This window comes from Clostridium gasigenes (assembly GCF_900104115.1).
Lineage (GTDB): Bacteria > Bacillota > Clostridia > Clostridiales > Clostridiaceae > Clostridium > Clostridium gasigenes.
Genome location: NZ_FNJM01000022.1, coordinates 1 through 25517 on the forward strand (window position 1 = coordinate 1; position 25517 = coordinate 25517).

The following is a 25517-nucleotide window of genomic DNA, read 5'->3' on the forward strand; positions in this document are numbered from 1 at the left end:
AATATAATTTAAAGCACTGGTAAATACCTACAAACGGTATAATACCAGTGCTTTCTTGTCATACATCTTCCATGAAAAATATTCCAATTCATTTTTTAGGCGTTTTTTTCTAACTGTCCTTGACATAGGTACCACTTTATTTTTAGCTCTATCACAGTCTGTAATTAATTATAAATTTTTTAAAGTGCCTTAATATTAAAACTTCAACATAATCCTAGCTAACATATATATTGATGGAGATAAAAACACTGTTATTAATCCTGCTATTCCTATTGATAGGGAGCTCATAGCCCCTTGTACTTCACCCATTTCAAAAGCTTTGCTGGTTCCTACAGCATGGGATGCCGCTCCAATTCCTATTCCAATTGCAACTTCGCTTTTAATTTTTAAAACTTTACTTACAATTGGTGCAATTATTGCCCCAACAATACCAGTTAGTACAATACAGACTATAGTTATTGATTTGACTCCACCTAATGAATTAGAAATTTCCACACCTATAGGTGTAGTTACTGATTTAGGAACAAGTGATGCAATTAATGATTCATCTAAACCAAAAGCTTTACCTAAAATTATTACACATACAATAGAAGTTAAGGACCCAACAAATAATCCAATAAGTACTGGCCACAAGTTCTTCTTTAAAGCATTTAATTGTTTATATAATGGTACTGCAAGTACTACTGTTGCAGGTCCTAAAAAGTTATTTATAAACTTTCCTCCCAAATTATATATTTCATAATCTATATTAAAGATTACAAGCACACCAATTACCAAAACTATTGCAATAAGTAATGGATTAAAAAGTGGAAACTTTGTCCTTTTATAAATAACTATACCTATTTCAAAAGCTGCTAAGGTTATCAATATCCAAAATAAAGGATTATTTATTATCTCTTTCATAATTTAATTCTCCTCTTTTTTTCTTTTAATTAATCCATCAACAGTTAATGATGTTATTCCCATAACTATAAATGTAGATATAATACAAATGCTTATTAGCTTAATAGAATTTCCCTTAAGCAATTCTACAGCTGTAAGTAACCCAACTCCCGCTGGTACAAACAAGAAAGCTAAATTATCTAAGAAAAATTTAGAAACATTTTCAATTGCCTCTAGCTTTAGTACCTTTGTACAAAGCATAACTAATAAAATTATCATGCCTAATATATTTCCAGGTATAAATGTAATAATTGTTTTTGATAATAATTCACCTAAAAAATATATAGAAATTATTATCATACTTTCCCTTAAAACCCTCATATAATAACACACCTCTTCTCAATATTACCTTATACGGTTATTCATTGTATTTAGCTGCATATTTTACCTGGATTTAAAATATTTTTTGGATCAAAAGCATGTTTAATATTTTTTATCAGTAGAGAATTTACTTCTCCTATTTGGTCATTTAAATATTTTTTCTTTGCAAAGCCTATTCCATGTTCCCCTGAAACTTGGCCTTTTAATTCTCTAGCCTTTTTATACATACATTCAAAGACCTCTGCTAACTTTTTGTCCCACATTTCTTGATTAAGTTCATCTCTTAACACATATACATGAAGATTTCCATCTCCTGCATGTCCAAAATTCTTTATTCTTATATTAAATTTTTCTTGTAATTCATAAGTATAATTTATAAATTCCGCTACTTTATTTCTTGGTACACAAACATCACACTCATCCATTTCTGTAGTAGATGCTTTAATTGATTCAAGGAAAGCTCCCCTTGCTGACCAAATAGCTTCTTTTCTTTCATCAGTATCAGCAATAAAAATATCTATAGCCCCTTCCTTAAGCACTATATTAGCTACATTTTCATACTCTTTCTCTATACTTTCAATATCATTTCCATCAAAACTTAATAAAAGATATGCATTTGCTGAGCTATCTGGAAATTTCTTTCCTAGGAACTCCTCTGAAGCTAGGATAACATCTCTTTCCATAAATTCTATAGATGTTGGAATACTCTTTGATTTAATAATCTTTGGAACTGTTCCTATTGCTTTACTTAGATTATCAAATGGTATAAGTAGACTTATTGTTTTCTTTGGCAATGGTAATAATTTTAATATTGCTTTTGTAACTATTGCTAAGGTTCCCTCTGAACCACATATTAAATCTTTAATACTATAACCTGAACTATTTTTAACTATCTTTCCTCCAACTTCGATAACTTCTCCTGTTGGAAGCACTAATTCAAGTCCTCTTACATAATCCCTTGTAACGCCATATTTAACAGCTCTCATTCCACCAGCATTAGTATTTATATTACCACCTATAGTTGCTGTCTTTTCGCCTGGATCTGGTGGATAAAACAAATCATGCTCCTGTACAAAGTTACCTATATCCATTAATAATACACCTGGCTCTACTGTGAGTGTTAGGTTATCCTCATCTATTTCTAATATGTTATTCATCTTGCTTAAGTTAATCATTATTCCACCATGTACTGCAACTGATGCTCCAACGAGACCTGTCCCAGATCCTCTTGGAACTACAACAATATTATTTTCATAAGCATAACTAACTATTTTAGCAACCTCTTCTGTTGATAATACTTCAACTAAAACTTCTGGCATTTTGCTTATACCACCAAGTTCATCATGGCTAAAATCTTCACTTATTTTATCACCTACAAAAACTCTATTACTTCCACAAACAGATAATAAAAATTCAATATCATTTTTATTTACACTTTTATATGAGTTCATTTAAAATACCTCCTAACAATATACAACTTGATTATTATTTTTAATATTACTCATTAACATTGGTAATATTTCATACAGATCTCCTACTAATCCATAATGTGCAACATCAAATATTTGAGCATTAGGATCATTATTTATAGCTATAATACACTCTGAATTATTCATACCTGCGGTAAATTGAACTGCCCCTGAAATTCCAATTGCAAATATCAATTTAGGTTTAACAGTTCTTCCACTTAATCCAATTTGATATTTAGCATCTATCCACCCATTCTCAACCATAGGTCTTGTCCCTGCTAAATGTGCTCCAAGTCTTTCTGCAATTTCTCTTACAAGGTCCATATCCTTCTCAGATTTTACACCTCTTCCTATTGCAACTATTATCTCCGCATCTGCTATGCTAGCTTCCATTTCCTTTTTAATTATTTTCAAAACATCTATATTAGATTTTAACTTTTCACTAGATATACTTCTAAGTGTTATCTCCCCGCACTTATTTTCATTTCTTACTGGGGCATCCATAACCTTATATCTTACTGTTGCAAGCTGTGGTCTATGGTTTGGATTTACTATCTGAGCCATAATATTTCCACCAAATGCTGGTCTTATTTGTATCAAATCCGTATTTTTCTTCATATCAAGTATTGTACAATCTGCTGTTAATCCTGTTCTAAACCTAGCAGCTACTCTAGGTGCTAAAGATCTTCCAATTGTAGTTGCTCCAACTAATATACTAGATGGTTTATAAATATTAATAAAATTTTCAAAGGCTGCTGTGTATGGCTCTATCCTAAAATCCCTAAGTTCATATTCATCATATACAATCACCTCATCAACACCATAATGCAATAGTTCTTCTGCTTTTTCTTTTATGTCGTATCCAATAAATACTGCATATACCTTATGATCAATTACCTTAGCTAGTTCTATTGCTTTTCCAATTAACTCATAGGTAACAGGATGTATCTCTCCATTTACATGATCAACATATACTGCAACCCCAGTCCAAAGATCTTTATTAATTTTAGGTTTTTCCTCTTCTATAAATTCCATAACGCCACTTGGCCCTTTTTTAACACATAGCTTACACATCTTGCATGCTGCTGAAACCTGAACTGTATCATTTATCTTTTCAATAGCTCCAAATGGACATATTTTTATTAATTCATTTATATTCTCTGAATTTATCTTTTCTTTATTAACAATAAGTTTACCCATAACCAATCTTCCGCCTTTCATAAATCTTTAACTAAATATACTTTAACTCTTTTAGTTTCTTGAATAATCTTTCTGAAAGTTCTTCACCATTTCCATCCCATACTTCTTTACTCTCATTACAAGCCGGTGGGAATATCCTCTCAACTTGAGTTGGTGATCCATTTAAGCCATATTTATTTTCATCTTTATCTTCAAAATCCTTTAATCCATAAACATCTATTTCCTTGTTCTTTATTTCTAATTTCTTTTTATAAGATGGTAACCTTGGCTCAAATATCCCTTTGTCAACGGTTACAAGACAAGGAAATTTAACCTCTACTACTTCTATTGTATTTGGCATGTCCATTTCTAAAATAATTGACTTATCCTTTATTTCCAATATTTTTCTAGCATTTGCAATATGGGGTATATTTAAATATTCTGCAATTTCTGGTCCAACCTGTGCAGTATCCCCATCTGTAGTTTGTTTTCCACATAAAATCAAATCAAAGTTATCTACCTTTTTTATACCTTGAGATATTGTATAAGATGTAGCTAACACATCCGACCCTGCAAACTTCCTATCAGATAGTAAAATCCCATGATCTGCGCCCATCATATAAGCTTCCTTTATTATTGCTTGCGCCTGTGGTGGCCCCATGCTAATTACATTAATATTTCCACCTTTTTTTCCCTTTATTCTTAAAGCTGTCTCTAAAGCATATAAATCAAATGGATTAATCTTTGAATCTATACCTTCTCTTTTTAAAACCCCTGTTTTTTCATCTACCTCAACTTTTGATGTACCTGGTACCTGTTTTATGCACACTACTATTTCCATACAACACCCTCCCATTTATATATTACTTATAAAGATAAATTTTATACTGGCATACTGGTATTACCACTTGCTATTATAATATCATATTAACATTAAAATTTCCATATATTTTCACAAAATAAAAAAAGAGCCAATTTAGCTCTTTAGGTTTATTTCATATTATAAATATATTTCTCTATAAAATCCAAATGTCTTCTCATCGCCTTTGATGCATTAAAACTATCATGATTACTTATAGCATCAACTATATCCTTATGTTGCTTTAATAGGCATTCTCTATTTTCTTTTTTACTTAATATTTTCCCCCTAGCTTCACTTATAAAAATATCCATTAAAGATGAATTTACATTTAACAAATTTATTATTAAAATATTTTTTGATGCTTTTGCAATTAAATAATGTAATTCTTTATCTAACTTCACCTTAACTTCTTCACATTCTGCATTATCTAATCTATGTAGTATATCTTTTAAAATAACAATTTCATCATCTTGAATTTTATTTGCTGCAAGTGCTGCTGTCTCTATCTCTATACCTTTTCTAAACTCTAATATTTCGTGAAACTTACCACCATTAAGCATAAATATTAATAGAAATGGATCTTTTAAACTATCCTCAAGATTATCTTTAATATAGTTTCCTTCTCCATGCCTTGATTCTACTAGTCCAATCATTTGAAGTGCACTTAATGCTTCTCTTATACCAGTTCTACTTACCCCTAATTGACTTACAAGTTCTCTCTCTGATGGAAGCTTGTCACCTTTTTTAAGTAGACCTTTCGCAATCATATCTTTAAACTGATTAATTATTTGTTCATAAACCTTCATATTTTTAACTTCAGTAAACAAATCTAAGCCTCCTTATCATACATCAAATAATACAAATCCTTATATTATTTCTCCTAAATTCAATACAATTATATCATATCTCAAGATTGGTAAATATAAAATATGAAGTCTTTATTATATTTTTATATTTTTTGAAATTAATTGACATTTTTATTTAAATTAGCATATAATACAATTATAGCAAAACATATATGTTTACTATTATTAATTAAATATTTAAATGCAATGAAAAAGGAAAGTATCATTTAGGAAGGTTACAGAGAGGAATACACTGCTGAGAGTATTCTATCTAGACTTTGTGTGAAGTGCCCTTTGGAGCAGTAGTTCGAAATAAGTTATCTTGAAAAAAACTATCATATTTACTATTTATTTTTTAAGATACCTAAAAGTAGTTCTAGCCGGGTTCACCCGTTATAGTGATATAGCATTTATGTGCTTGAGAAATTTAAGTGTGGATATTTTATATCCAAATTAGAGTGGGCCCGCGGATTAACTTCGTCTCTATATATATGAGATGAGGTTTTTTTTATTTATCATAAAATATTTTAAGAGGAGTGATTATTATGAGTTCATTAAATTATTTTAATAGCATAGCAAAGGATTGGAATAAAATAAGGGTTAGTTACTTTAAAGACGAACTAAGAGAATTAGCTATTAATTCAGTAAATATAAAAAATAAAACCATATTAGATTTAGGTTCTGGTACTGGTTTTATATCCTTACGAGTTGCAAAGGAAAGTAATATAGTATTTCCTTTAGATGCTTCAACTAATATGTTAAAAGAACTTTATGCCTCTGCCAAAAAAGAAAATCTAACAAATATTTATCCTATTAAAGGTGTAGCTGAGGATCTTCCTATATTTGATGAATCTATAGATATTATCTTTATGAATATGGCTCTTCATCATGTTGCTAATCCTGATAAAGCAATAAAGGAAATGTTTAGAGTTCTTAAAATTGGTGGCAATGTTGTTATTACTGATGTTGAAGAACACAGTGGGGAGTGGGCTAAAGAAGAAATGTTTGACCTTTGGCTTGGTTTTAGTCATAAGCAATTAACTATTTGGTATGAAGGAGCTGGCTTTAAAAATTTAGATATAAGAAGTACTGGATTAAAATGCCAGGGATCTTCCTCAAAAGGAGAGTTTGTAAATCCAGATATATTTATTGCTATAGGCGAGAAATAGTAATGTAACCTTATTAAATAGGTTAAAAAATTTAATAATAATATAATCCATGTAGCTTATATTACATGAGATATCCGAAGGAGATAAAAAATTATGAATATAGAATCATTACTAATCCACGGTGGTATTGAGGGAGATAAAAGAACAGGAGCTGTAAATATACCCATTTATCAAACTTCTACGTATAAACAATCCGAATTTGGTAAACATGCTGATTACGAATATTCAAGAACAGGTAACCCTACAAGGGAAGCTGTTGAAAAATTAATTTCTGATATAGAGGGTGGTACTCGAGGCTTTGCTTTTGCCTCAGGACTAGCAGCTATAACTGCTGTATTAACTCTTTTTAAATCAGGAGATAAAATACTAATAACTAACAATCTTTATGGTGGTACTTTTAGAGTATTAGATAAAGTTTTCAAAAATTTTGGTATTAACTATGATATTATAGATAACTTTGATTCTATTGAAAATCACATTGATAAAAACACTAAGGCTATATTTATAGAATCACCAACTAACCCTCTTTTAGATGTGGTCGATATAAAAAAAGTTTCAGAAAAAGCTAAAAAACATGGTTTGTTAACCATAGTAGACAATACCTTTATGACGCCTTACTTTCAAAATCCAATTTCCCTAGGATCTGATATTGTTGTCCACTCAGGAACTAAATATCTTGGAGGTCATAGTGATTTAGTTGCTGGTTTAGTAGTTGTTAATGATGATGAGTTAGGTGAAAGAATCCACTTTATACAAAATGCTACCGGTGGAATACTTCAACCTTTTGATAGTTTCCTTTTAATAAGAGGAATTAAAACCTTATCTGTTAGAATGGATAGACATGAAGAAAATGCGGTTTATATAGCAAATAAGCTTTCATCAAACAAATCTATAAATAAAGTTTACTATCCTGGGCTAGAAAGTCATCCTGGGCATTTAATACAAAAAAGCCAAGCAAGAGGATTTGGTGGGGTAATAACCTTTAGGCTAAATGAAGATGTTGATTATATTAAATTTATAAATAATTTAGATTTAATTACTTTTGGTGAAAGCTTAGGTGGTGTCGAATCTCTACTTTGCCATCCAGCCACTATGACACATGCCGCTCTTCCTGTTGATCTTCGAAATCGCCTTGGTATAACTGAGCGACTTATACGATTATCTGTAGGTATAGAAAATAAAGAAGATATATTAAAAGATGTTGAAAATGCACTTATAATAGCAATAAAAAAAGTAGGTGAATAAAATGAACTACTATAATGATATACAATCTTTAATAGGTAAAACCCCTCTCTTAAAGCTTAATCATTTAGGGCTAAAAAAAGGTGTTAATATTTTTGCAAAACTTGAGAATTTTAATCCTGGAGGTAGTTGTAAAGATAGAATTGGTATTTATATGATAAATGAAGCTGAAAAACAAGGCATTCTAAAATATGGTTCCATTATTATAGAAGCTACTGCTGGAAATACAGGCATAGGAGTTGCTCTCGCAGCTATAAATAAAGGATATAAAGTAATATTTGTAGTACCAACTAAGTTCTCAATAGAGAAACAAAAATTAATGAAGGCTCTAGGCGGGGAAATTATAAATACCCCACAGGAGAAAGGAATGCAAGGAGCTGTAGATGTGGCTGAAAATTTACTTAAATCCACACCTAACTCCATATCACTAAGGCAATTTGATAATTTAGCAAATCCGCTAGCCCACTATGAGACAACAGGAAAAGAAATCTATGAAGATCTAGATGGAGAAATAGATTGTTTTGTAGGTGGTGCCGGCAGTGGTGGCACCTTCTCTGGAATTGTAAAATATTTAAAAGAACGTATTCCTAATGTTATAGGAATCTTAGCAGATCCTGAAGGCTCTACTATGGGTGGTGGTGAGGAAGGTTGCTACAAAGTTGAAGGTATAGGCAATAATTTCATTCCAAATACTATGAATATGTAATTAGTAGATAAAGTAATTAAAACTACTGATGATGAAGCCTTTAAATTAGCAACACTACTTGCTCAAAAAGAAGGTGTTATAGTAGGCTCATCCTCTGGTGCTGCTCTATCTGCTGCATTAAAATTTGCAAGTACTATAGAGAAAGGAAATATTGTAGTAGTGTTCCCTGATAGAGGTGAGAGATATTTCAGTACAGGATTATTCTAACCAACCCTAAAAGGGCTCTACTCTATAGATTCTCTTTACCCTTTAACAAAATATTAAATTCATAAATGAAAGGTGGAAATTAACATGATAAAAGTAGAAAGTTTTCAATTAGATCACACAAAGGTTAAAGCGCCTTATGTAAGAAAGGTAGAAGTAAAATATGGTCTTAAAGGTGATTCTATATCAAAATTTGATTTAAGATTTACTCAACCAAATAAAGAAATTTTATCTGAAACTGGAATTCATTCTTTAGAACATTTATTAGCAGGATATATGAGGGAATTACTTCCAAACATTATAGATATATCTCCCATGGGTTGCAAAACAGGTTTCTATTTAACAAGTTGGGGTGACGTTTCAATTAAAGAAGTTATTAAAGCTTTAGAATACTCATTAAACAAAGTTTTAGATGCAACAGAAGTTCCAGCTGCTAACGAATTACAATGTGGTACAGCTTCATTACATTCACTAGAACTAGCAAAATTTCATGCTAAAGCTGTTTTAGACAATGGAATTAGCGATAAATATTATATATAATATTTCACTATTTATATCTGCAATATGTCCTATAGTAATGCCTTTAGGATAAAAAACACACATTAAGTTCACATTTTTACCAGGTATTCTTGCAAGATATATTCATAAAAAAATACCTTATCAGAAAATAATCAATATATTTTCTAATAAGGTATTTTTATTAAATTTATATTTCTAATGACTTTATTAAATCTTCTATTATATCATCAACATTTTCAATTCCTACTGATATTCTTATTAAATTATCAGTTATGCCTATTGCTTGTCTCATTTCATATGGAATTGCAGCATGTGTCATAGTCGCAGGATGGCAAATTAATGACTCCACCCCTCCTAAGCTTTCTCCAAAAGTTATTAACTCTAAGCTCTCTAAGAATTTTTTATAATCATAACCTTCTTTAAGAACAAAAGAAATGATACCTCCATAGCCCTTAGCTTGCTTCGTTTGTATTTCATGTCCTGGATGATCAACAAAACCTGGATAATATACTTTTTCTACTTCTTTTCTATTTCTTAAAAACTTTGCAACAACCGTTGTGTTTGAGTTTTGTCTATCCATTCTTAACGCTAAAGTTTTAATCCCTTTTATCAATAAGAAAGAATCAAACGGAGATAAAACTCCTCCTGTTGAATTTTGTATGAAATGTATTCTTTCAGCTAATTCATTATTATTAACTACCACAAGCCCTGCAACTAAATCACTGTGTCCACCTAAATATTTCGTAGCACTGTGAATAACTATATCAGCCCCAAGGGTAATTGGTTTTTGTAGATAAGGTGTCATAAAAGTATTATCAACAATGGAAATTATATTATTTTCCTTTGCTATTTTTGCAACCTCTTCAATATCTGTAATACCCATTAATGGGTTAGTTGGAGTTTCTATAAAAATAGCCTTTACACTGTCATCAATATTATTTTTTAACTCTTCTATATTTGATGAATCAAATACACTATAATTTAAACCAAAGTTTTTAAAATACTTGTCTAAAACTCTAAATGTTCCACCATAAACATTATTTGATATAAGAATTTTATCTCCCGTTTTAAATAGTGATAGTGCGGCTGTTGTAGCCGCCATCCCTGAAGCAAAGGCAAATCCTGCATAACCTTCCTCAAGTTCTGTAATAAGTTTTTCTAATGCTGCTCTTGTAGGGTTTCCTGTTCTTGAATACTCGTAAACATTATCTTTAGTATTCTCAAATTCACTTTTTTTAAATGTAGATGTTTGGTAAATAGGTACATTTACTGCCCCAGTACTAGCATCCCCATCTATTCCGCCATGTATTAATAATGATTCAAATTTCATATTTTTTCCTCCTCAAATAATTTATTTGGATATGTCTTATCTAATCTGAAACTAAATTTAAAAATTGTTTTACTCTTGGGTTTATAGTATTACATAATAATTGCTCAGGGGTTCCCTTATCAATTATAATTCCATTATCCATAAATATTATATTGTCCCCAACCTCTCTTGCAAAACTCATGTTATGAGTAACAACTACCATTGTCATTCCTTCAAGAGATAGTTCCTTAATAACTTTAAAAACTTCAGCTGAAAGCTCTGGATCTAGTGCTGATGTTGGCTCATCAAATAACAAAACTAGTGGTTCTATAGCCATAGCCCTTGCTATTGCAACCCTTTGTTGTTGTCCTCCTGATAGCTCATGAGGATAGTTGCTACGTTTTTCTGAAAGTCCAACCTTCTCTAAAAGTACAAGTGCTTTATCACGAGCTACCTTCTTAGATTGCTTAAATACAGTAACAAGCCCCTCCATAATGTTTTCCTCCACAGTCATATGCGGAAATAAGTGAAAGCCTTGAAATACCATACCTGTATTTTTGCGAAGTTTTAATATTTCTTTTTCAGTTGGTTTTTTATTTTCAGAAACCGTAAGTTCACTATCTCCAATGCTTACGGTTCCACTGTCAGGAACTTCTAATAAATTCATACACCTAAGAAGTGTGGTTTTACCTGATCCTGAAGGTCCTATTATAATTGTTGTTTCACCCTTCGCAATTTCTAAATTTATATCTTTTAAAATTTCCTTATCTCCAAATTTTTTGTGTAAATTTTTTATATTAATCATAAGCTCCCTCCAATTAACTAGCTACATATCTTTCAAGTTTTTTCTCTATCTTATTTTGAAATATAGAGAGTATAGTACAAAACATTAGATATATAAATGCCACTTCACAGTACATCACAAGTGGCTCATATGTTGCAGCAGTTATTCTTTGGGCAATCTGAAACATTTCAGTTAAAGTAATCGAAGCCGCAAGTGATGTATCTTTAACAAGACTTATAAATGAATTTGACAATGGTGGTACAGACACCCTAGCTGCCTGTGGTAAAATTACTCGTATCAATGATTGAGTATTAGTCATACCAATTGAAGATGCTGCCTCCCACTGGCCCTTAGGTATAGATAAAATCCCAGCTCTAATTACTTCTGAATTATAAGCTCCAACATTTAAAGTGAATCCTATAATTGCTGCAGTTAGTGGTCCCATTGTTATGCCCGCCATTGGTAACCCATAAAATATTATAAATAGCTGTACTAATAATGGAGTTCCTCTTATTATCCAAACATAAAAACTTGATATTAAAACCAATGATTTATATTTTGATATACGAGCAAGGGCTGTTCCCATAGCAACAATTGAACCAAGTATGAATGAACCTACTGCTACTGGAATTGTAAACTTAAGCCCTGCCATTAATAAAGGCAAAAAAGAATCTTTAATTATGTTTAATATTCTTAGTGTTTGCTCATCAAAATTCATCTTCTCACCCTCTTATTTTGATACATCTGTACCAAACCATTTTTCTGAAATTTTTAAATAAGTACCATCTTCTTTCATATCAGCAAATGCTTTATTAACTGCGTCTACTAATTCTTTATTTCCTTGATTAAACATAATTCCACTTGGTTGTGCATTTCCTACCTCATCAACAATTTTTATAGCCAGGTCTGGCTTTTGCTTTTTAAGATCAAGATAAGATAGGCTATCATTAACTGTGGCATCTACTCTTTTAGAAACTAAAAGATCAATTGATTGATTAAAGCTATCAACGGGTTCAAGTATCGCACCATTAGTTTCTGCAATTTGAGCTAAGTTACTAGTTAATGATTGAGCAGATTTCTTTCCCTTTAAATCTTCAAAACTTTTGATAGTATTATCATCAGAATTTACTATAAGTACTGCTTTTGAAACTATATACGGATCTGAAAAATCATATTTTTCTTCTCTTTCCGGTTTGATTCCAACTTGATTCACTATCATATCAAATCTCTTTGCATCAAGTCCTGCTAAAAGGCCATCCCACTTTGTTTCCACAAATTCTGGTTTTACTCCAAGACGCTTAGATACTTCCTCTGCAATTTCAACATCAAATCCAGTTAACTTTCCTGATTTGTCATGGAATGTATATGGTGCATAAGTTCCCTCAGTACCAATACGTAATTTACCTTCACTTTTTATTTTTGATAATAAATCATTTGATTCAGTGTTTTTACTACTACTTGTTCCACATCCTACAAGACCTACAGATGCTATTAATAAAGTACTGATTAATACAGCTAATTTCTTCATATTTATTCCTCCTAGTATTCATATACGTTTAGTATGTTATTGATTGTTATAATACCATAGCCCTTCTTTTATTGCAATATATATTTTCAATATTAATATGTAGCTTAATTTTAATAGAATGTAATAGTTCTACTAGTAATACTATTGATAAAGATATTAATTTTGAGGAAAACGTGGCTAATGATACAAATGAAAATCAAGATAAAAATTCTACTGATGAGAACGTAGTAAAAGGGCAGATATTATCCGCCCCTCTACTTAATTATATTTTAAAATTAAAATTTTTAGACAATAGCCATTCCACCATCAACAAGGATATGTTGAGAAGTTACGTAGCTAGATGCATCGGAAGAAAGGTAAAGTATTGTACCGTTAAGCTCACCCTTTTTCCCTGGTCTGCCTGCCGGAGACATTGTATTATAGGCATTCATAAATGCATCATGCTTAAATAATGTACCTGCTGTCATTTCGGATTCAAAAAGACCAGGTCCAATGGAGTTAACTGTAATGCCATTTTCCATATAGGTCGCTGCCATCCCCATAGTTAATCCTCTTACTGCCGCCTTAGAAGCATTATATGAATGACGGACAAGAGCTAATCCCTTATTTGCAACCACTGCGTTTATGGATGCAATATTAACAATTTTCCCATAATTTCTTTCAGTCATATGAGGTATAACATATTTACACATTAAGAATATTCCTTTTACGTTAATATCCATAACCTTGTCCCAAGTTTCAACTGTCATAGTTTCCACTGATCCAACAGTTGCAACCCCAGCATTGTTAAGAAGGATATCAACCCTGCCAAAGTTGTTAATAACCTCTTTCACAGCTAATTTTACACTCTCTTCATCAGCAACATCGCACTGCACTGCAATTGCTCTTCTGCCAGTAGCTTCAATTTCTTTTGCAAGTTCTTCAAGTTTATCTTTCCTTCTTGCAAGTAGTGCAACATCTGCCCCTTGCTCTGCATAAGCTCTTGCGGCATCTGCACCTAGGCCGCTAGAAGCTCCAGTAATAATTGCAACTTTTCCGGTAAGATCAAATAAATTACTCATAAATATCATTCCTTTCTAGTAACTATTCAGCTACTAATATTAATTGTAAAATATATCTAATTGAATAACAATACCTTATCAGAAAATAATTTATATATTTTCTAATAAGGTATATATTAATTCTCCCATAGGTACTCCTGGGTTTTTATGCTATTAAAAGATCATTTATTTTAATCCTGAATATAAAGTAAAATTATCGCTAATTCTATACTATAAACTTATTTAATAAAAATGGAGGCTAATACAAAATGGAAACTTATATTTTTCCTATTAAAATAGCTCTGATAACATTTCCAATTTTAGCTATGTTTATTACGGTTCCTTTTAGTTTATATCAATATGTAAAATATGGATATATAAATAAATTTAGGACTCTAATCCTATATTCATTCTTACTATATTTATTATGTGCTTATTATCTAGTAATATTGCCACTACCTGCTACTACTGATGTCCGTAGCTTACAAGCAGAAGGGACTCAACACGCTCAATTAATACCCTTTAATTTCATTATTGATCTTTTAAAAGAAACTAATGTTATATTTTTCAAACCTTCTACATACATAAATATCCTTAAAGAAAGAGCTTTTTTACAGGCTGCTTTTAATGGAATTTTACTTATGCCAATGGGCATTTACTTAAGATATTATTTTAAAAAGGATTTAAAGAAAACTCTATTAATAACTTTTTTAGTTTCACTATTTTTTGAACTTACACAACTTACCGGCTTATATGGTATATATAATGCCCCATATAGGATTTTTGACCTAGATGATCTAATATTAAATACTTTTGGTGGATTCTTAGGATATTTAATAGCTCCATTATTTACATACTATATTCCTAGATCAAATACCTTAGATAATAATGTAGATTTACCAAGCCTTAAAGTAGGTTATATACGAAGATTTTTTGCATTCTACACAGATTGGTTTATACTAGGACTTATTCCTTTTATTGATTCTAATTTATTTATGGAGAGTCTAACTGTATTTACTTACTTTATTTTACTTGTTTATTTAACTAATGGTAAAACTATAGGAAAATTTTTATGTAGAATAAGAATACAAGGAAAAGATGAAAGACTATCTTTTAAAGAAGTTTTTATACGGTATGGAATTCTTTACTATGGAGTATTTGGTGTGAATAAAATTTTATTTACTGCTATTGATTTAAATAAAATTGAATATGCTAATTACGTTATTGTCATTATGCTTATAGCTATAGTAATTGACTTATTAATATTTGTTCACTTTGTACTAAGTGTAATAAAGAAAGATAATATGTTATTTTATGAAAAATTCAGCAATACCAAAAATATCATTTCATAATATTAAAACAAGAAATATTTTCGAAAGTATCAATTAAAAGATTCATTTAAAAATCATATAAAAAAGAGTATATCTATTAATGATAATAATATCATTTAAATAGATATACTGTTTTTTTATTTCATCCCTGTGGTGTAGTTAATTGAATAAATGGTAAACATTACACCCCTGGCTGAAATGAAATTTCCTGCCTTTATTCACATTGATAAACTAAATTATAATCCTCTTCTTTTATCTCATAAATCTTCTCTAAATCCTCTGATAGTATTTCATCAATATTTTCATTCATATAAAATCTGACTCCAATTCCACAACTTGAGGACAATTTTCTTGGTATTGGGGAAGTTTCAGTTTTTATATCCTTCCCTCTTAAAAATCTATTATACTTAATCGCTCCAGAATGAGTGAAAAATAAAGCTATATAATTCATTTAAATTAACCTCGCCTACTTTCTTATCTTAAGTAAAATATCCTCATCTTTTGATTCTATTGTTACCTTATAACCAACACCTTCACAATAACGTATTATATTCTGCTTAGCAGTATTACAATCAACTAATATGTCTATTCCTTTCTTGTCTTCTACTAATCCTTTTTTTGTTAACACTACAGGTTGCGGACAAGATAAACCCCTTCCATCAATTAATATCAACTTTTACATCCCCTTTCTTTTTGAAACTCAATTTTAAATCACTATTAATAATAGATATTCCTACTATTACTACAATTCCTATTATTACTGCAACTCTACCATTGAAAGTAGTTCCCTTTGCACTAGATGCTAATCCAAAGTTATGAACAAATGCAGCTCCAACAGCTAACCCTATAATAGTTATAACCGAATCTATATTTCCTTCTCCAGCTAATATTAACTGTCTTAACGGACAACCACCTAAAAGCACTGAAGCATAACCTACAAGTACCATTCCAAGAAAATTCCACATTCCATCTGTATGAGCAATTGCCTGTGCTTCAAATCCAAGTTTAAAAGATCCCAAAAACAAGTTTCCTATTAATACTGTTACTATTATAGCTACAAAACCTGATAATAAATACCAATCCTTAAATAGAACTACATCTCTTATTCCACCAACAGTACATAATCTAGTTCTTTGTGCTAAAGCTCCTATTATTAATCCCGCTGATAATGCTAACCATATAGGTGCATGTAAGCTTCCCGGACCTTCTTTGCTAAACAATATAAAAGCTGGTGCACATAAAAGTAATGATAATAATATAACGTTTACTATTGGAAACATGGTTCCCTCTAATTTAGTTAATTTGTAACTTCTCTTAAGTGTAAATCCATTGTTAAGAAAATATACTCCTACTAAAATGCCAACTATAAACCCAACTAGTCCAACTACTGCATTTAAGTCTCCGCCTGCTATTCTAAGCATCATTCTTAGTGGGCATCCCAAAAACATTAACGCCCCTATCATTACAAAAAAACCTAGAATAAATCTGATAAATGGTGATGAACCACCTCGTACATTAAACTCTTTTTTAGTAATAGCTAATATAAATGCTCCTAAAACCATCCCTATTACTTCCGGTCTAATATATTGAACTACCTCTGCTCTATGCAGACCTAATGCTCCTGCTGTGTCTCTTATAAAACAAGCAACACAAATCCCCATATTCACTGGATTACCTAGCTTAACCAATGCTACCGCTAAAATTCCAATTATAATTCCCGCAAGAATTATACCCTTCTTGTTTTTCATTTTTACTCCCCCTTTATAAATAATTCCAAACATATTATAACATAATATACATTTTTTTATAATAAAATTCTTGTATATTTGTTTATTTTTAACTATATATTTCTTTGTATAAAATTTATTGTATAATATTTATGGGTGATAATATGAAAAAAATTTATTTAGATAATGCAGCCACTAGTTTTCCAAAAGCTTTAGGTATGAGTGCCACTATAGCTAATTTTATTGATAATATTGGTACTAGCGTTAATAGAGGAGCTTACACTTGTGCCTACCAAGCAGAGGATATGGTTTTTGATACACGTAAACTAATAGGAGAATTATTCAATTTTTCAAATCCTGAAAATGTAGTATTTACAAAAAACATAACTGAAAGTCTTAACGTATTAATAAATGGATTACTTAAAGAAGGTGATCACGTACTTGTATCTTCTATGGAGCATAATGCTGTAATGAGGCCTTTAAATGCTTTAAAAGAATCTAATATATCCTTCAGTAAAATACCTTGTAATAGGCAGGGTGAACTTATTATCAATGAAATAGAGCCTTTAATTAAGCCTAACACTAAAGCTATAATTATGTTACATGCCTCAAATGTTTCAGGCACTATAATGCCCTTAAAACAAGTAGGACAACTATGTAAAAAACATAATTTATTTTTCATTGTAGATGCTGCTCAAAGTGCTGGGATTTTAGATATAGATATGTTGGATCTAAATGCTGATGCCATAGCCTTTACTGGTCATAAAGGACTACTTGGACCTCAAGGTATAGGTGGATTTATAATCTCTGATAATTTGAATGATAATATTAAGCCATTAATTTATGGTGGTACTGGGAGTTTATCTGATTTAGAAGTTCAACCCTCTTATATGCCTGATAAATTTGAAGCTGGTACATTAAATGTTCCTGCTATTTATGGTTTAAATCATTCTATCAAATATTTACTTAAAGAAGGCATAAACACAATATCTGATAAAGAATTATTTTTAACAGATTTATTTATAAATGATGTTCTTAACATAAATAATATTAATTTAGTAGGAAGACCCTCTATAGATAACAGAACCGCAGTAGTATCACTTTATACAGACTTCTATGATATGGGTGAAATAGGGTATTTACTAGATAGAGATTTCAATATAATGATTAGAATAGGATTACATTGTGCACCTTCTGCTCATAAGACTCTTAATACTTATCCGAGTGGAACTATGCGTTTTAGTTTTAGTCATTTTAATACTATTGATGATGTAAAATATACCATAAACTCTATTAATAAAATATTAAAAAGGTCTAATATCCGGGGATAAGACATTAATTTTAGAGAATATAACTTCTGTTCTGTACAGAAAATACATTTTCAATGAATTATTCAAATAAATTATAAAATAAAAAATAGGGTTTGCTATTATAACACTACCCTATTTTTTATACTTATTAATAATCTTATTTCAGACTAGTTTTTAATGAATTTATAGTTGTAGGTGATATTCCACCACCAGCTTGTATGATAATTCTCGCTTTTTTCTGATTTAACACATTTTTTTGTATTGTTGTTAAATCATCACTACATAACACAACTGGTGCTCCATTTAAGGCTGCTATTGGTCCTGCAGTTAATGAATCTACTAACTGATATCCCTTTGAAGCATAAACTTTATCTAAAGTATTTCCATAAAATCTTTCTATAACCATTGCATTTGTTGCAAATCTATCTGCTCCGCCTAATCTATTTTGACTTATATCTTTTGCTGTAATATCATTCATTCTATTTAAAATTTCATTTTCTAAAACAGTAGTTCCACCGACTATATAAGCATTATCAAGTTCTTCTCCTCTTAACCAGTTGTATACATCTCCATTAAAAGTATTTTTTCCAGTTAAAACAATTGGCATATTGTCTCTTCCAGCTACTGCTGCTATAGATAAAGCATCTGCTTCTCCATAACCATTACTAACTACTATATTTTTAACATCATAAAGATTTGTATCTATATACTTAGCTATTTCTAATGAAGTTAAATATCTATCTAACCCGCCTAATCTTTCAACAGTTTTAATACCTAAACTACTTAGTTGATTTTCTACATCTTTAGATATTATAGTATTACCACCAACTATTATAGCCTTTGTAGCTGATAATCTTTTTATTTCATTCCTACTTTGTTGTGGTATCTCTGAAGTTTGAGTTAATAATATTGGTGCTTTTAAATTAGTTGCTAATGGTGTTGCTGCTAATCCATCTGCTAAAGCTAATCCATTTACTATAATTACTGTATCGGTTTTGTTATATTGACTTTGACTAAGCTTTGATGCAGTATCATATCTGTCACTTCCTATTAAGGAATCCACTGGAACCATTTGTAAATTAGTTATTTTAGTTCTTACACCCTCAACATTGTTTTTTATATCACTATAATTGTAATATATACTTCCTTTAACATTAGAATATTGTCTATTAAGATTTACCTGACTTTCTATTCCTCTCGCTACCATTGGTTTATATATACCTTGTCCAATGTATAGTTTTACATTAGTTCCATTAACTTCATTTGACCACCAAGGTATTAGCTTAGCATAATCTGCTGGTTTACTTCCTATTTCCCAGTAGATTTGAGGTGCAACATAATCTATCCAATTGTTTTTTATCCAAGTTCTAGTATCTCCATATATATCATAATAACTTTGACCTGATCCATTTGTTTGAGATCCAGTTGAATCACTTGATTCATTTTTCCATACACCTCTTGGGCTTATTCCAAATTCTACATTGCTTTTTATGCTTTTAATTCTGCCATGTACAGCCTGTACCATTTCATTTACACTACGTCTTCTGAAATCAGCTCTATCAAGGCCTTTTGAATATTGTGAATAAGCATTATCATCATTTATATTTTGTCCTGGATAAAAATAATCATCAAAATGTATTCCATCCACATTATAGTTTCTTACTATTTCATCTACAGTGTCAACAATATGTTGTCTAACCTCTGGTAATCCAGGGTTGTAATATAAACCTTTTCCGTCACTCATAACTGTTTGAGGATTTTTTCTTGCAAAATGATTACTAGATAATACATTTGCATCTGTTCCACTTGTAGTTATTCTATAAGGATTAAGCCACGCATGTACCTTTATACCCCTATTATGTGCTTCTTCAACTATAAAGCTAAGTGGATCATATCCGGGATCCTTACCTTGTACCCCAGTTAATACCTTTGACCAAGGATTTATGTTTGATTTATATAAAGCATCTCCCTCTGGTCTAACTTGTACAACTACAGTATTTAATCCAATTGCTTTTACATTATTTAAAATATCTATAAATTCTTGTTTTTGCAATTGAACATTATTTCTTGAACCCACACTAGGCCAATCTTTATTATATACAGTTGTTATCCAGACCCCCTGCATATCTTCATTTAATATAGCCTTTGCTTCTTTTCCCTGAATGCCTATCACTAAAACAATAGCCATACATAGTATTTTTGAAATAATTTTTTTCATATGTCCCCCTCATTTACTTTTATTATAAAATATGCCAACTTATATCATTGCGATTACATTTTACCCCTTTTTACTCATTTTTTCAATAGAAAACCTAGGCCCTAGAGTATATTGTCTATAATTGTGTTATACTCATTTCTTTTCCTTGATATTAATCTATTTAAATCTTTTTTTTGGTTTACTAAGTTATTTATTATTCCTTCTACTTTTCCTTTTAATGTTACTACATTATTTAATGACTTGTTAATCTTACTTTGAACAGAAAAATCGGTAAAAATATTATCAAAAAATATATCAAAGGCTATTGTAGTTCCTGACATTGTAATACCTTCACAGCTTACATCTCCAAGTTCTTTATTAAATCTTGTAATTAAACTAGATATATTTCTAAAACTACTTTCTGCCTCATTTATTTTATCATGCTTTATCATAGAAGAAATTAAATCACCACCAACTATATCATATATTCCCCAGTTACTCGCACTATTTAATGATTTTTCTGCATTGCTTACTTCTCTAAGTAAACTTCTACCTGCTAATTCTGCCTCTTCTATCCCCTTTTTATTCCTTAAGTCTCTATCAATTTCATGTTCTAATTCTTCTAATTTATTCTTATTATAATTATCCCCCAAGTTTTTAATTAATTCTATTTTTTTTCTTAGTAATTCTTTATGTTTTATGTGGCAATCCCTTAAAGGTAGTAATCTAGCTTTTATGTTTTCTATATTCTCTTTAAACAAGGTTACTTTAGTAGTGTGTTCATCATATTTAATTTTAGCCATTAAATATTCACGTTGTTCCTTTTCTAACTTTACCTCTTTATTTTTCATAAGTGTAGAAATCAAATTAACAAGCGAAAGCTTTTCTAATTTTTCTACATCCTTATACTCTTTTTTCATACTTATTCCTAATTCTCTTAACTCGTTTTCATCAACCTCAATTTGCACCTTATATTTCTCAAGTTTCTTTTCTAAAATTTCCTTTGATGCTAAATCATCTTTGACCTTATTTATTTTTGCATTTAGTTCTCTTAACATTCTGCTTCCCCCTTAACCCATATTAATACAATTATACCCTAATAAAATATATAAGTCATATTATATATTTACTAAATAGCCCATCAAATATTAATATTCCACAATTAGAATATTAATAACTACAATAAAAAAAAAGTATTAGTCATAATAGATTAATACTTTTTCTCTTTGATATTTATTTACTAATGTGACACTTTTGATTAATTAAAATTTCTATTACGTATATAATTTAGCTATTTGACTTCCATAATCTATGCACTCTTTTATAGCATCACCTTCAGGTGCATAATTTATTATTAATGGTTCTAGCAGAACTTGAATTCCCATGCTAGTCATGCTTTCTTCCCATATTCTCATCCATTCTCCATCACCCCACCCATATGATCCGAATAAAGCAACTTTTTTATTTTTTAAATTATCTTGTAACTTCTCTAAAGCTGGTACAAATTCACTTTCTTCTAATTCCTCATTCCCCATAGCTGCACAACCTAGTACCACTACTTCTTCTTCAATATTATCTACTGAATTATTAGAAATGTTTATTAACTCAGCTTCTTTACCCCCTTCTTCAATCCCCTTAGCGATTAAATTTGCAATATCTTCAGTATTACCAGTCCCACTCCAATAAATTATTTTCATTTATTATACCCCTTTTAAATTGATATTGATTATCATTACCTCGTAATTAATGATATTATATTTTTCTTTTAATGTCAATATATAGTATATATATATTAATCTTCACTACCTTCACCTTGCTCAATTATATTAATAAATCCTCTATCTAGTTCATTAATATTGATTAAAAAGCCTTCGGATATTTTTAATTAACAATAGAATTTTTTTCTAATACGTATAACTTCAATAATTTTTATTGACACCCTAAAAGCAATAACATATTACAACATATAGACCAGTCGTTATAATTTAATATAGGAGGTACAATTAAATGAATAATAAAACTGATTCAAGAGAAAAAATACTTACTACCGCCTCTAGGCTTTTTCAACTTAAGGGTTATAATGCCACAGGCTTAAGTGAAATTTTAAAAGAAAGTAATTCGCCTAAAGGTTCACTATATTATTATTTCCCAAACGGTAAGGAAGAGCTGGCCGTAGAATCTATAAACCTAGCAAATAAAGCTATAGAAAAAAGTATAAGAACTTCACTCGGAAAATATTCAAATCCAATCAAGGCTATGCAATACAATATAAAAACCATAATAGATGAATTGAATAGTGAAAGTATGCTTCAGGATATTTCCATTAGTTTATTATCTTTAGAAACCCATCTCTTAAGCGAACCCCTAAGAGAGGCTTGTAAAAAAGCCATTCTAGTTATGGAAAATGCATATACAGAAAAGTTAATTGAAAGTGGGTTTAATAAAGAAAAAGCTGAAGAGTTAGGTATTGCTATTAATTTAATGATTGAAGGTGCAATTACTGTATCTGTAGCCAAAAGAGATGTTTCAGCACTTTTAGTAGTAAGCACGCAAATAGAGCTATTATTAAACAATTAAATTCTTATATCACATGTTTTATGCAAAGAGTTTTTCTCCAAAATATGTGCTCTAATCTAATTGTAACAAAGGAGAATATAATTTATGGAATTTAACAAAAATAATTTTGAAGAAAACAAGAAATATAATGTAAAAGCTATCACTTAGTAAATTTCTTAATGTTAAAATGGCAAGTACAGACTTAATCATACTTGCTCCAGTAATAGCTGGAATCATTGGCGTAAACGTTGTAGATATAACACTAATAAATCTAGATATAAGACTTCCACTTTCCTTACTACTTTTATTTTTTAAATTTTTATTACCAACTTCTAAATTTCCTGTTTCTTTTAATATTGCCCTATATGCTTGCTGAACATCATTTCCAATTACAACTTGAAACTGTCCATCCTTGTCTACAACACTTATCACGCCTTTAATTTTCAACATTAAAAAGACCTAAATAAAATGTACTTCCCTAAAATTTAATAGATAAATATATCTATTATAATTTAAGAATAGTTCACTTTTATTTAGGTCTTGCCTGCTTTAACAGTAACACGCCTTAACAAAATGTGTTAAATTGTATTTATTCATGTAATCATTCACTATGATTACATAGTAGCATATAAATTATATATATGCTATCTGTTGTTTTTATTTTAGATTAAATATTTTATTAGAGTTTTTCATAGTAATTTTAAGATCACAACCTGTTATTTTCTATAAATAAAAGAGAGTGTGGATATATTTGAATTTACACAAATCTACCTACACTCTCTAACCTATTTTTTAATATTCTCTATATTCATATAAATATATTATATCATATTTTATATATTCTTTAACTGTTTTATATGGGTTTACTTTTTTATAAAAACTATATACAGCAGGCCCTACCCCTGCTATACCTTCTGTTTTATCTTCATACCATTTTATAAATTTATTTACTTCTTTCATTGTAACATCATATTCTTTTATAGCTCCATTTGTTAATGTTAAAAGTAATATTGCTTTATTATTTTCAAAATCTGAACTTTTAACTATTACATCGCAAGAATCTTTTATGTCAGTACCATCAATTCTTACAGTTATTTGTGCATTTCCTTCTTTAATAGCTGTAACATTACCATTTTCATCGACTTTCACTATATTTTCATCACTAGATGTCCATATAAGCTTTGTATTAGTTGAATTCTCTGGAAGTACTTTTGCTATTAATTTTTCACTATCTCCTGAATTTAGATTTAAAGATGTCTTATTTACTTTTATATCTTCAGCTTGAATTCCATTCTTGCTAACAACAGTTACTTCACATTTAGCTATTATATCAGTTCCTTCTATCTTTGCTGTTATAATTGCTTTACCTTCTTTTTGTCCTGTTATATAGCAAGCTCCATCTACATCTATTGAAACTATGCTTAAATCACTTGAAGTCCATATAACTTTTTTATTAGTTGAATTATTTGGTAATATAGTTGCTTCTACTTTATCCACAGTACCCTTTAATAATTCAATTGATTTCTTATTTAATGTTACGCTTTCTGCTTTAATTATATCTTCATTTGGAATAACATTAACTTCACAAATAGCTACTAAATCCGTTCCTTCTACCTTTGCTTTTATAATAGCTTTACCTTCATTTAAAGCTATTATCTTTCCATTTTCATCAACTTTAACCACATTTTCATCACTAGATATCCAAATAACTTTTTTATTTTTTGAATTAGCAGGTGTTATAGTAGCTACTAAATTGTCCTCAGTTTTTTTAACTAATTCTAACTTATTCTTATTTAGATATATTTCTTTTGGCTCAACTTCTGTTGCCCCATCTCCAATTAATGCTCCATCTTCATCTACATCTACCGCATCTAACACTAACCCATAGCTACCTACTTTTATATTATATATTTCTACTTCATGTATCTTATTTTCTAAATTTAAAACTTCTAAATCTACAGTCTTATTTTTAGATTGTCCTTTTTGAGTGAAAATATATTCTTTACCATCTATTCTACAACCTAATTCTTCAGAGTAATTGGTACTTTTTGCTCCTATTAACCTTAATTTTGTTCCTGAAAATTTAAATTCTACTTTTGTTTCTCCTGCTACGCTTAATGGAAGTGTACTATATGTTATCTCTCCACCTGCAACAAATGCTCCAACATATTTTATATTGGAATTTGTATTTTCAAATCTCTTCCAGCCTTTTTCTGGATTTATTAAACTATCATTTAGATTTGCACTATTATTTTCAAAATTATTTAAATTTGCAAC

The 25517-nt window shown here is 30.0% G+C and carries 24 protein-coding genes, 2 pseudogenes and 1 other annotated feature; of the genes and pseudogenes, 7 read left to right on the forward strand and 19 right to left on the reverse strand.

Annotated elements, in window-relative coordinates:
* Positions 1 to 195: 195 nt before the first annotated feature.
* The 6 genes from BLS77_RS18385 to BLS77_RS18410 form a co-directional block, all read right to left on the reverse strand.
* A complete protein-coding gene (locus BLS77_RS18385) occupies positions 196 to 903 on the reverse strand; it encodes an LrgB family protein (RefSeq protein ID WP_089973453.1) in 708 nt (235 codons plus the stop codon).
* Between the two features lie 3 nt (positions 904 to 906).
* Positions 907 to 1263, reverse strand: a complete 357-nt coding sequence (locus tag BLS77_RS18390) for a CidA/LrgA family protein (RefSeq protein ID WP_089973456.1) — start codon at positions 1261 to 1263, stop codon at positions 907 to 909.
* Positions 1264 to 1313: 50 nt separating this feature from the next.
* Positions 1314 to 2714, reverse strand: a complete 1401-nt coding sequence (locus BLS77_RS18395; RefSeq protein ID WP_089973459.1) for an FAD-binding oxidoreductase — start codon at positions 2712 to 2714, stop codon at positions 1314 to 1316.
* Positions 2715 to 2726: 12 nt separating this feature from the next.
* Entirely contained in the window at positions 2727 to 3932 is a 1206-nt protein-coding gene (locus BLS77_RS18400; RefSeq protein ID WP_089973461.1) for an electron transfer flavoprotein subunit alpha, read from the reverse strand.
* Positions 3933 to 3963: 31 nt separating this feature from the next.
* A complete protein-coding gene (locus tag BLS77_RS18405) occupies positions 3964 to 4752 on the reverse strand; it encodes an electron transfer flavoprotein subunit beta/FixA family protein (protein WP_089973464.1) in 789 nt (262 codons plus the stop codon).
* Between the two features lie 149 nt (positions 4753 to 4901).
* The gene (locus BLS77_RS18410) at positions 4902 to 5600 is read right to left on the reverse strand and encodes a FadR/GntR family transcriptional regulator (RefSeq protein ID WP_089973467.1); all 699 of its coding nucleotides are present in this window, start codon (positions 5598 to 5600) and stop codon (positions 4902 to 4904) included.
* A 216-nt stretch (positions 5601 to 5816) separates the two neighbouring features.
* Positions 5817 to 6106, forward strand: a binding site (T-box leader).
* A 57-nt stretch (positions 6107 to 6163) separates the two neighbouring features.
* Between BLS77_RS18410 and BLS77_RS18415 the strand changes: the two genes are divergently transcribed.
* From BLS77_RS18415 to BLS77_RS18430, 4 genes and pseudogenes are all read left to right on the forward strand, one after another.
* On the forward strand, positions 6164 to 6787 hold the full coding sequence (locus BLS77_RS18415; protein ID WP_089973469.1) for a class I SAM-dependent methyltransferase: 624 nt from the start codon (positions 6164 to 6166) through the stop codon (positions 6785 to 6787).
* Positions 6788 to 6880: 93 nt separating this feature from the next.
* Positions 6881 to 8032: a trans-sulfuration enzyme family protein gene (locus BLS77_RS18420; RefSeq protein ID WP_089973472.1), complete on the forward strand. Its 1152-nt coding sequence runs from the start codon at positions 6881 to 6883 to the stop codon at positions 8030 to 8032.
* A gap of 1 nt (position 8033) precedes the next feature.
* Positions 8034 to 8942, forward strand: a pseudogene (locus tag BLS77_RS18425) (PLP-dependent cysteine synthase family protein).
* Positions 8943 to 9026: 84 nt separating this feature from the next.
* Positions 9027 to 9479, forward strand: a complete 453-nt coding sequence (locus tag BLS77_RS18430) for an S-ribosylhomocysteine lyase (RefSeq protein ID WP_089973474.1) — start codon at positions 9027 to 9029, stop codon at positions 9477 to 9479.
* A gap of 166 nt (positions 9480 to 9645) precedes the next feature.
* Here the strand turns inward: BLS77_RS18430 and BLS77_RS18435 are convergent, their stop codons facing one another.
* From BLS77_RS18435 to BLS77_RS18455, 5 genes are all read right to left on the reverse strand, one after another.
* Entirely contained in the window at positions 9646 to 10788 is a 1143-nt protein-coding gene (locus tag BLS77_RS18435) for a trans-sulfuration enzyme family protein (protein WP_089973476.1), read from the reverse strand.
* A 40-nt stretch (positions 10789 to 10828) separates the two neighbouring features.
* Positions 10829 to 11572, reverse strand: a complete 744-nt coding sequence (locus BLS77_RS18440) for an amino acid ABC transporter ATP-binding protein (protein WP_089973478.1) — start codon at positions 11570 to 11572, stop codon at positions 10829 to 10831.
* A gap of 13 nt (positions 11573 to 11585) precedes the next feature.
* Positions 11586 to 12269, reverse strand: a complete 684-nt coding sequence (locus BLS77_RS18445; RefSeq protein ID WP_089973481.1) for an amino acid ABC transporter permease — start codon at positions 12267 to 12269, stop codon at positions 11586 to 11588.
* A 12-nt stretch (positions 12270 to 12281) separates the two neighbouring features.
* A complete protein-coding gene (locus BLS77_RS18450) occupies positions 12282 to 13079 on the reverse strand; it encodes an amino acid ABC transporter substrate-binding protein (protein WP_089973483.1) in 798 nt (265 codons plus the stop codon).
* Positions 13080 to 13363: 284 nt separating this feature from the next.
* Entirely contained in the window at positions 13364 to 14140 is a 777-nt protein-coding gene (locus BLS77_RS18455; protein ID WP_089973486.1) for an SDR family NAD(P)-dependent oxidoreductase, read from the reverse strand.
* Positions 14141 to 14388: 248 nt separating this feature from the next.
* On the opposite strand from BLS77_RS18455, the gene BLS77_RS18460 reads away from it, so the two are divergent.
* On the forward strand, positions 14389 to 15471 hold the full coding sequence (locus tag BLS77_RS18460; RefSeq protein WP_089973489.1) for a VanZ family protein: 1083 nt from the start codon (positions 14389 to 14391) through the stop codon (positions 15469 to 15471).
* A gap of 193 nt (positions 15472 to 15664) precedes the next feature.
* Here BLS77_RS18460 and BLS77_RS18465 read toward each other — a convergent pair whose 3' ends face one another.
* From BLS77_RS18465 to yedE, 3 genes are read right to left on the reverse strand one after another with little or no spacing between them, the layout of a single operon-like run.
* Positions 15665 to 15901, reverse strand: a complete 237-nt coding sequence (locus BLS77_RS18465; RefSeq protein WP_089973491.1) for a putative Se/S carrier protein — start codon at positions 15899 to 15901, stop codon at positions 15665 to 15667.
* A gap of 15 nt (positions 15902 to 15916) precedes the next feature.
* On the reverse strand, positions 15917 to 16123 hold the full coding sequence (locus BLS77_RS18470) for a sulfurtransferase TusA family protein (RefSeq protein WP_089973494.1): 207 nt from the start codon (positions 16121 to 16123) through the stop codon (positions 15917 to 15919).
* Positions 16110 to 17198 (reverse strand): YedE family putative selenium transporter, encoded by a 1089-nt coding sequence (gene yedE, locus BLS77_RS18475; protein ID WP_089973496.1) that lies wholly within the window; start codon positions 17196 to 17198, stop codon positions 16110 to 16112. The genes BLS77_RS18470 and yedE overlap by 14 nt, the downstream gene beginning before the upstream one ends.
* Positions 17199 to 17341: 143 nt before the next feature.
* Here yedE and BLS77_RS18480 point away from each other — a divergent pair, with 143 nt between their 5' ends.
* Positions 17342 to 18508, forward strand: coding sequence for an aminotransferase class V-fold PLP-dependent enzyme (locus BLS77_RS18480; RefSeq protein ID WP_089973498.1), 1167 nt, complete (start codon positions 17342 to 17344; stop codon positions 18506 to 18508).
* 136 nt (positions 18509 to 18644) lie between these two features.
* Here the strand turns inward: BLS77_RS18480 and BLS77_RS18485 are convergent, their stop codons facing one another.
* The 3 genes from BLS77_RS18485 to BLS77_RS18495 form a co-directional block, all read right to left on the reverse strand.
* A complete protein-coding gene (locus BLS77_RS18485; protein WP_089973500.1) occupies positions 18645 to 20705 on the reverse strand; it encodes a family 10 glycosylhydrolase in 2061 nt (686 codons plus the stop codon).
* Between the two features lie 101 nt (positions 20706 to 20806).
* Positions 20807 to 21742: a coiled-coil domain-containing protein gene (locus tag BLS77_RS18490; RefSeq protein ID WP_089973503.1), complete on the reverse strand. Its 936-nt coding sequence runs from the start codon at positions 21740 to 21742 to the stop codon at positions 20807 to 20809.
* 216 nt (positions 21743 to 21958) lie between these two features.
* On the reverse strand, positions 21959 to 22381 hold the full coding sequence (locus tag BLS77_RS18495; RefSeq protein WP_089973505.1) for a flavodoxin: 423 nt from the start codon (positions 22379 to 22381) through the stop codon (positions 21959 to 21961).
* A gap of 310 nt (positions 22382 to 22691) precedes the next feature.
* On the opposite strand from BLS77_RS18495, the gene BLS77_RS18500 reads away from it, so the two are divergent.
* A complete protein-coding gene (locus BLS77_RS18500) occupies positions 22692 to 23261 on the forward strand; it encodes a TetR/AcrR family transcriptional regulator (RefSeq protein WP_089973508.1) in 570 nt (189 codons plus the stop codon).
* Positions 23262 to 23384: 123 nt separating this feature from the next.
* On the opposite strand, the pseudogene BLS77_RS18505 reads toward BLS77_RS18500, so the two are convergent.
* Both BLS77_RS18505 and BLS77_RS18510 read right to left on the reverse strand, forming a co-directional pair.
* Positions 23385 to 23684 (reverse strand): annotated as a pseudogene (locus BLS77_RS18505) (beta-glucoside-specific PTS transporter subunit IIABC); the annotation flags it as partial.
* A 348-nt stretch (positions 23685 to 24032) separates the two neighbouring features.
* Positions 24033 to 25517, reverse strand: a 1485-nt coding sequence (locus tag BLS77_RS18510; protein ID WP_089973511.1) for an Ig-like domain-containing protein, incomplete at its 5' end; no start/stop codon positions are given.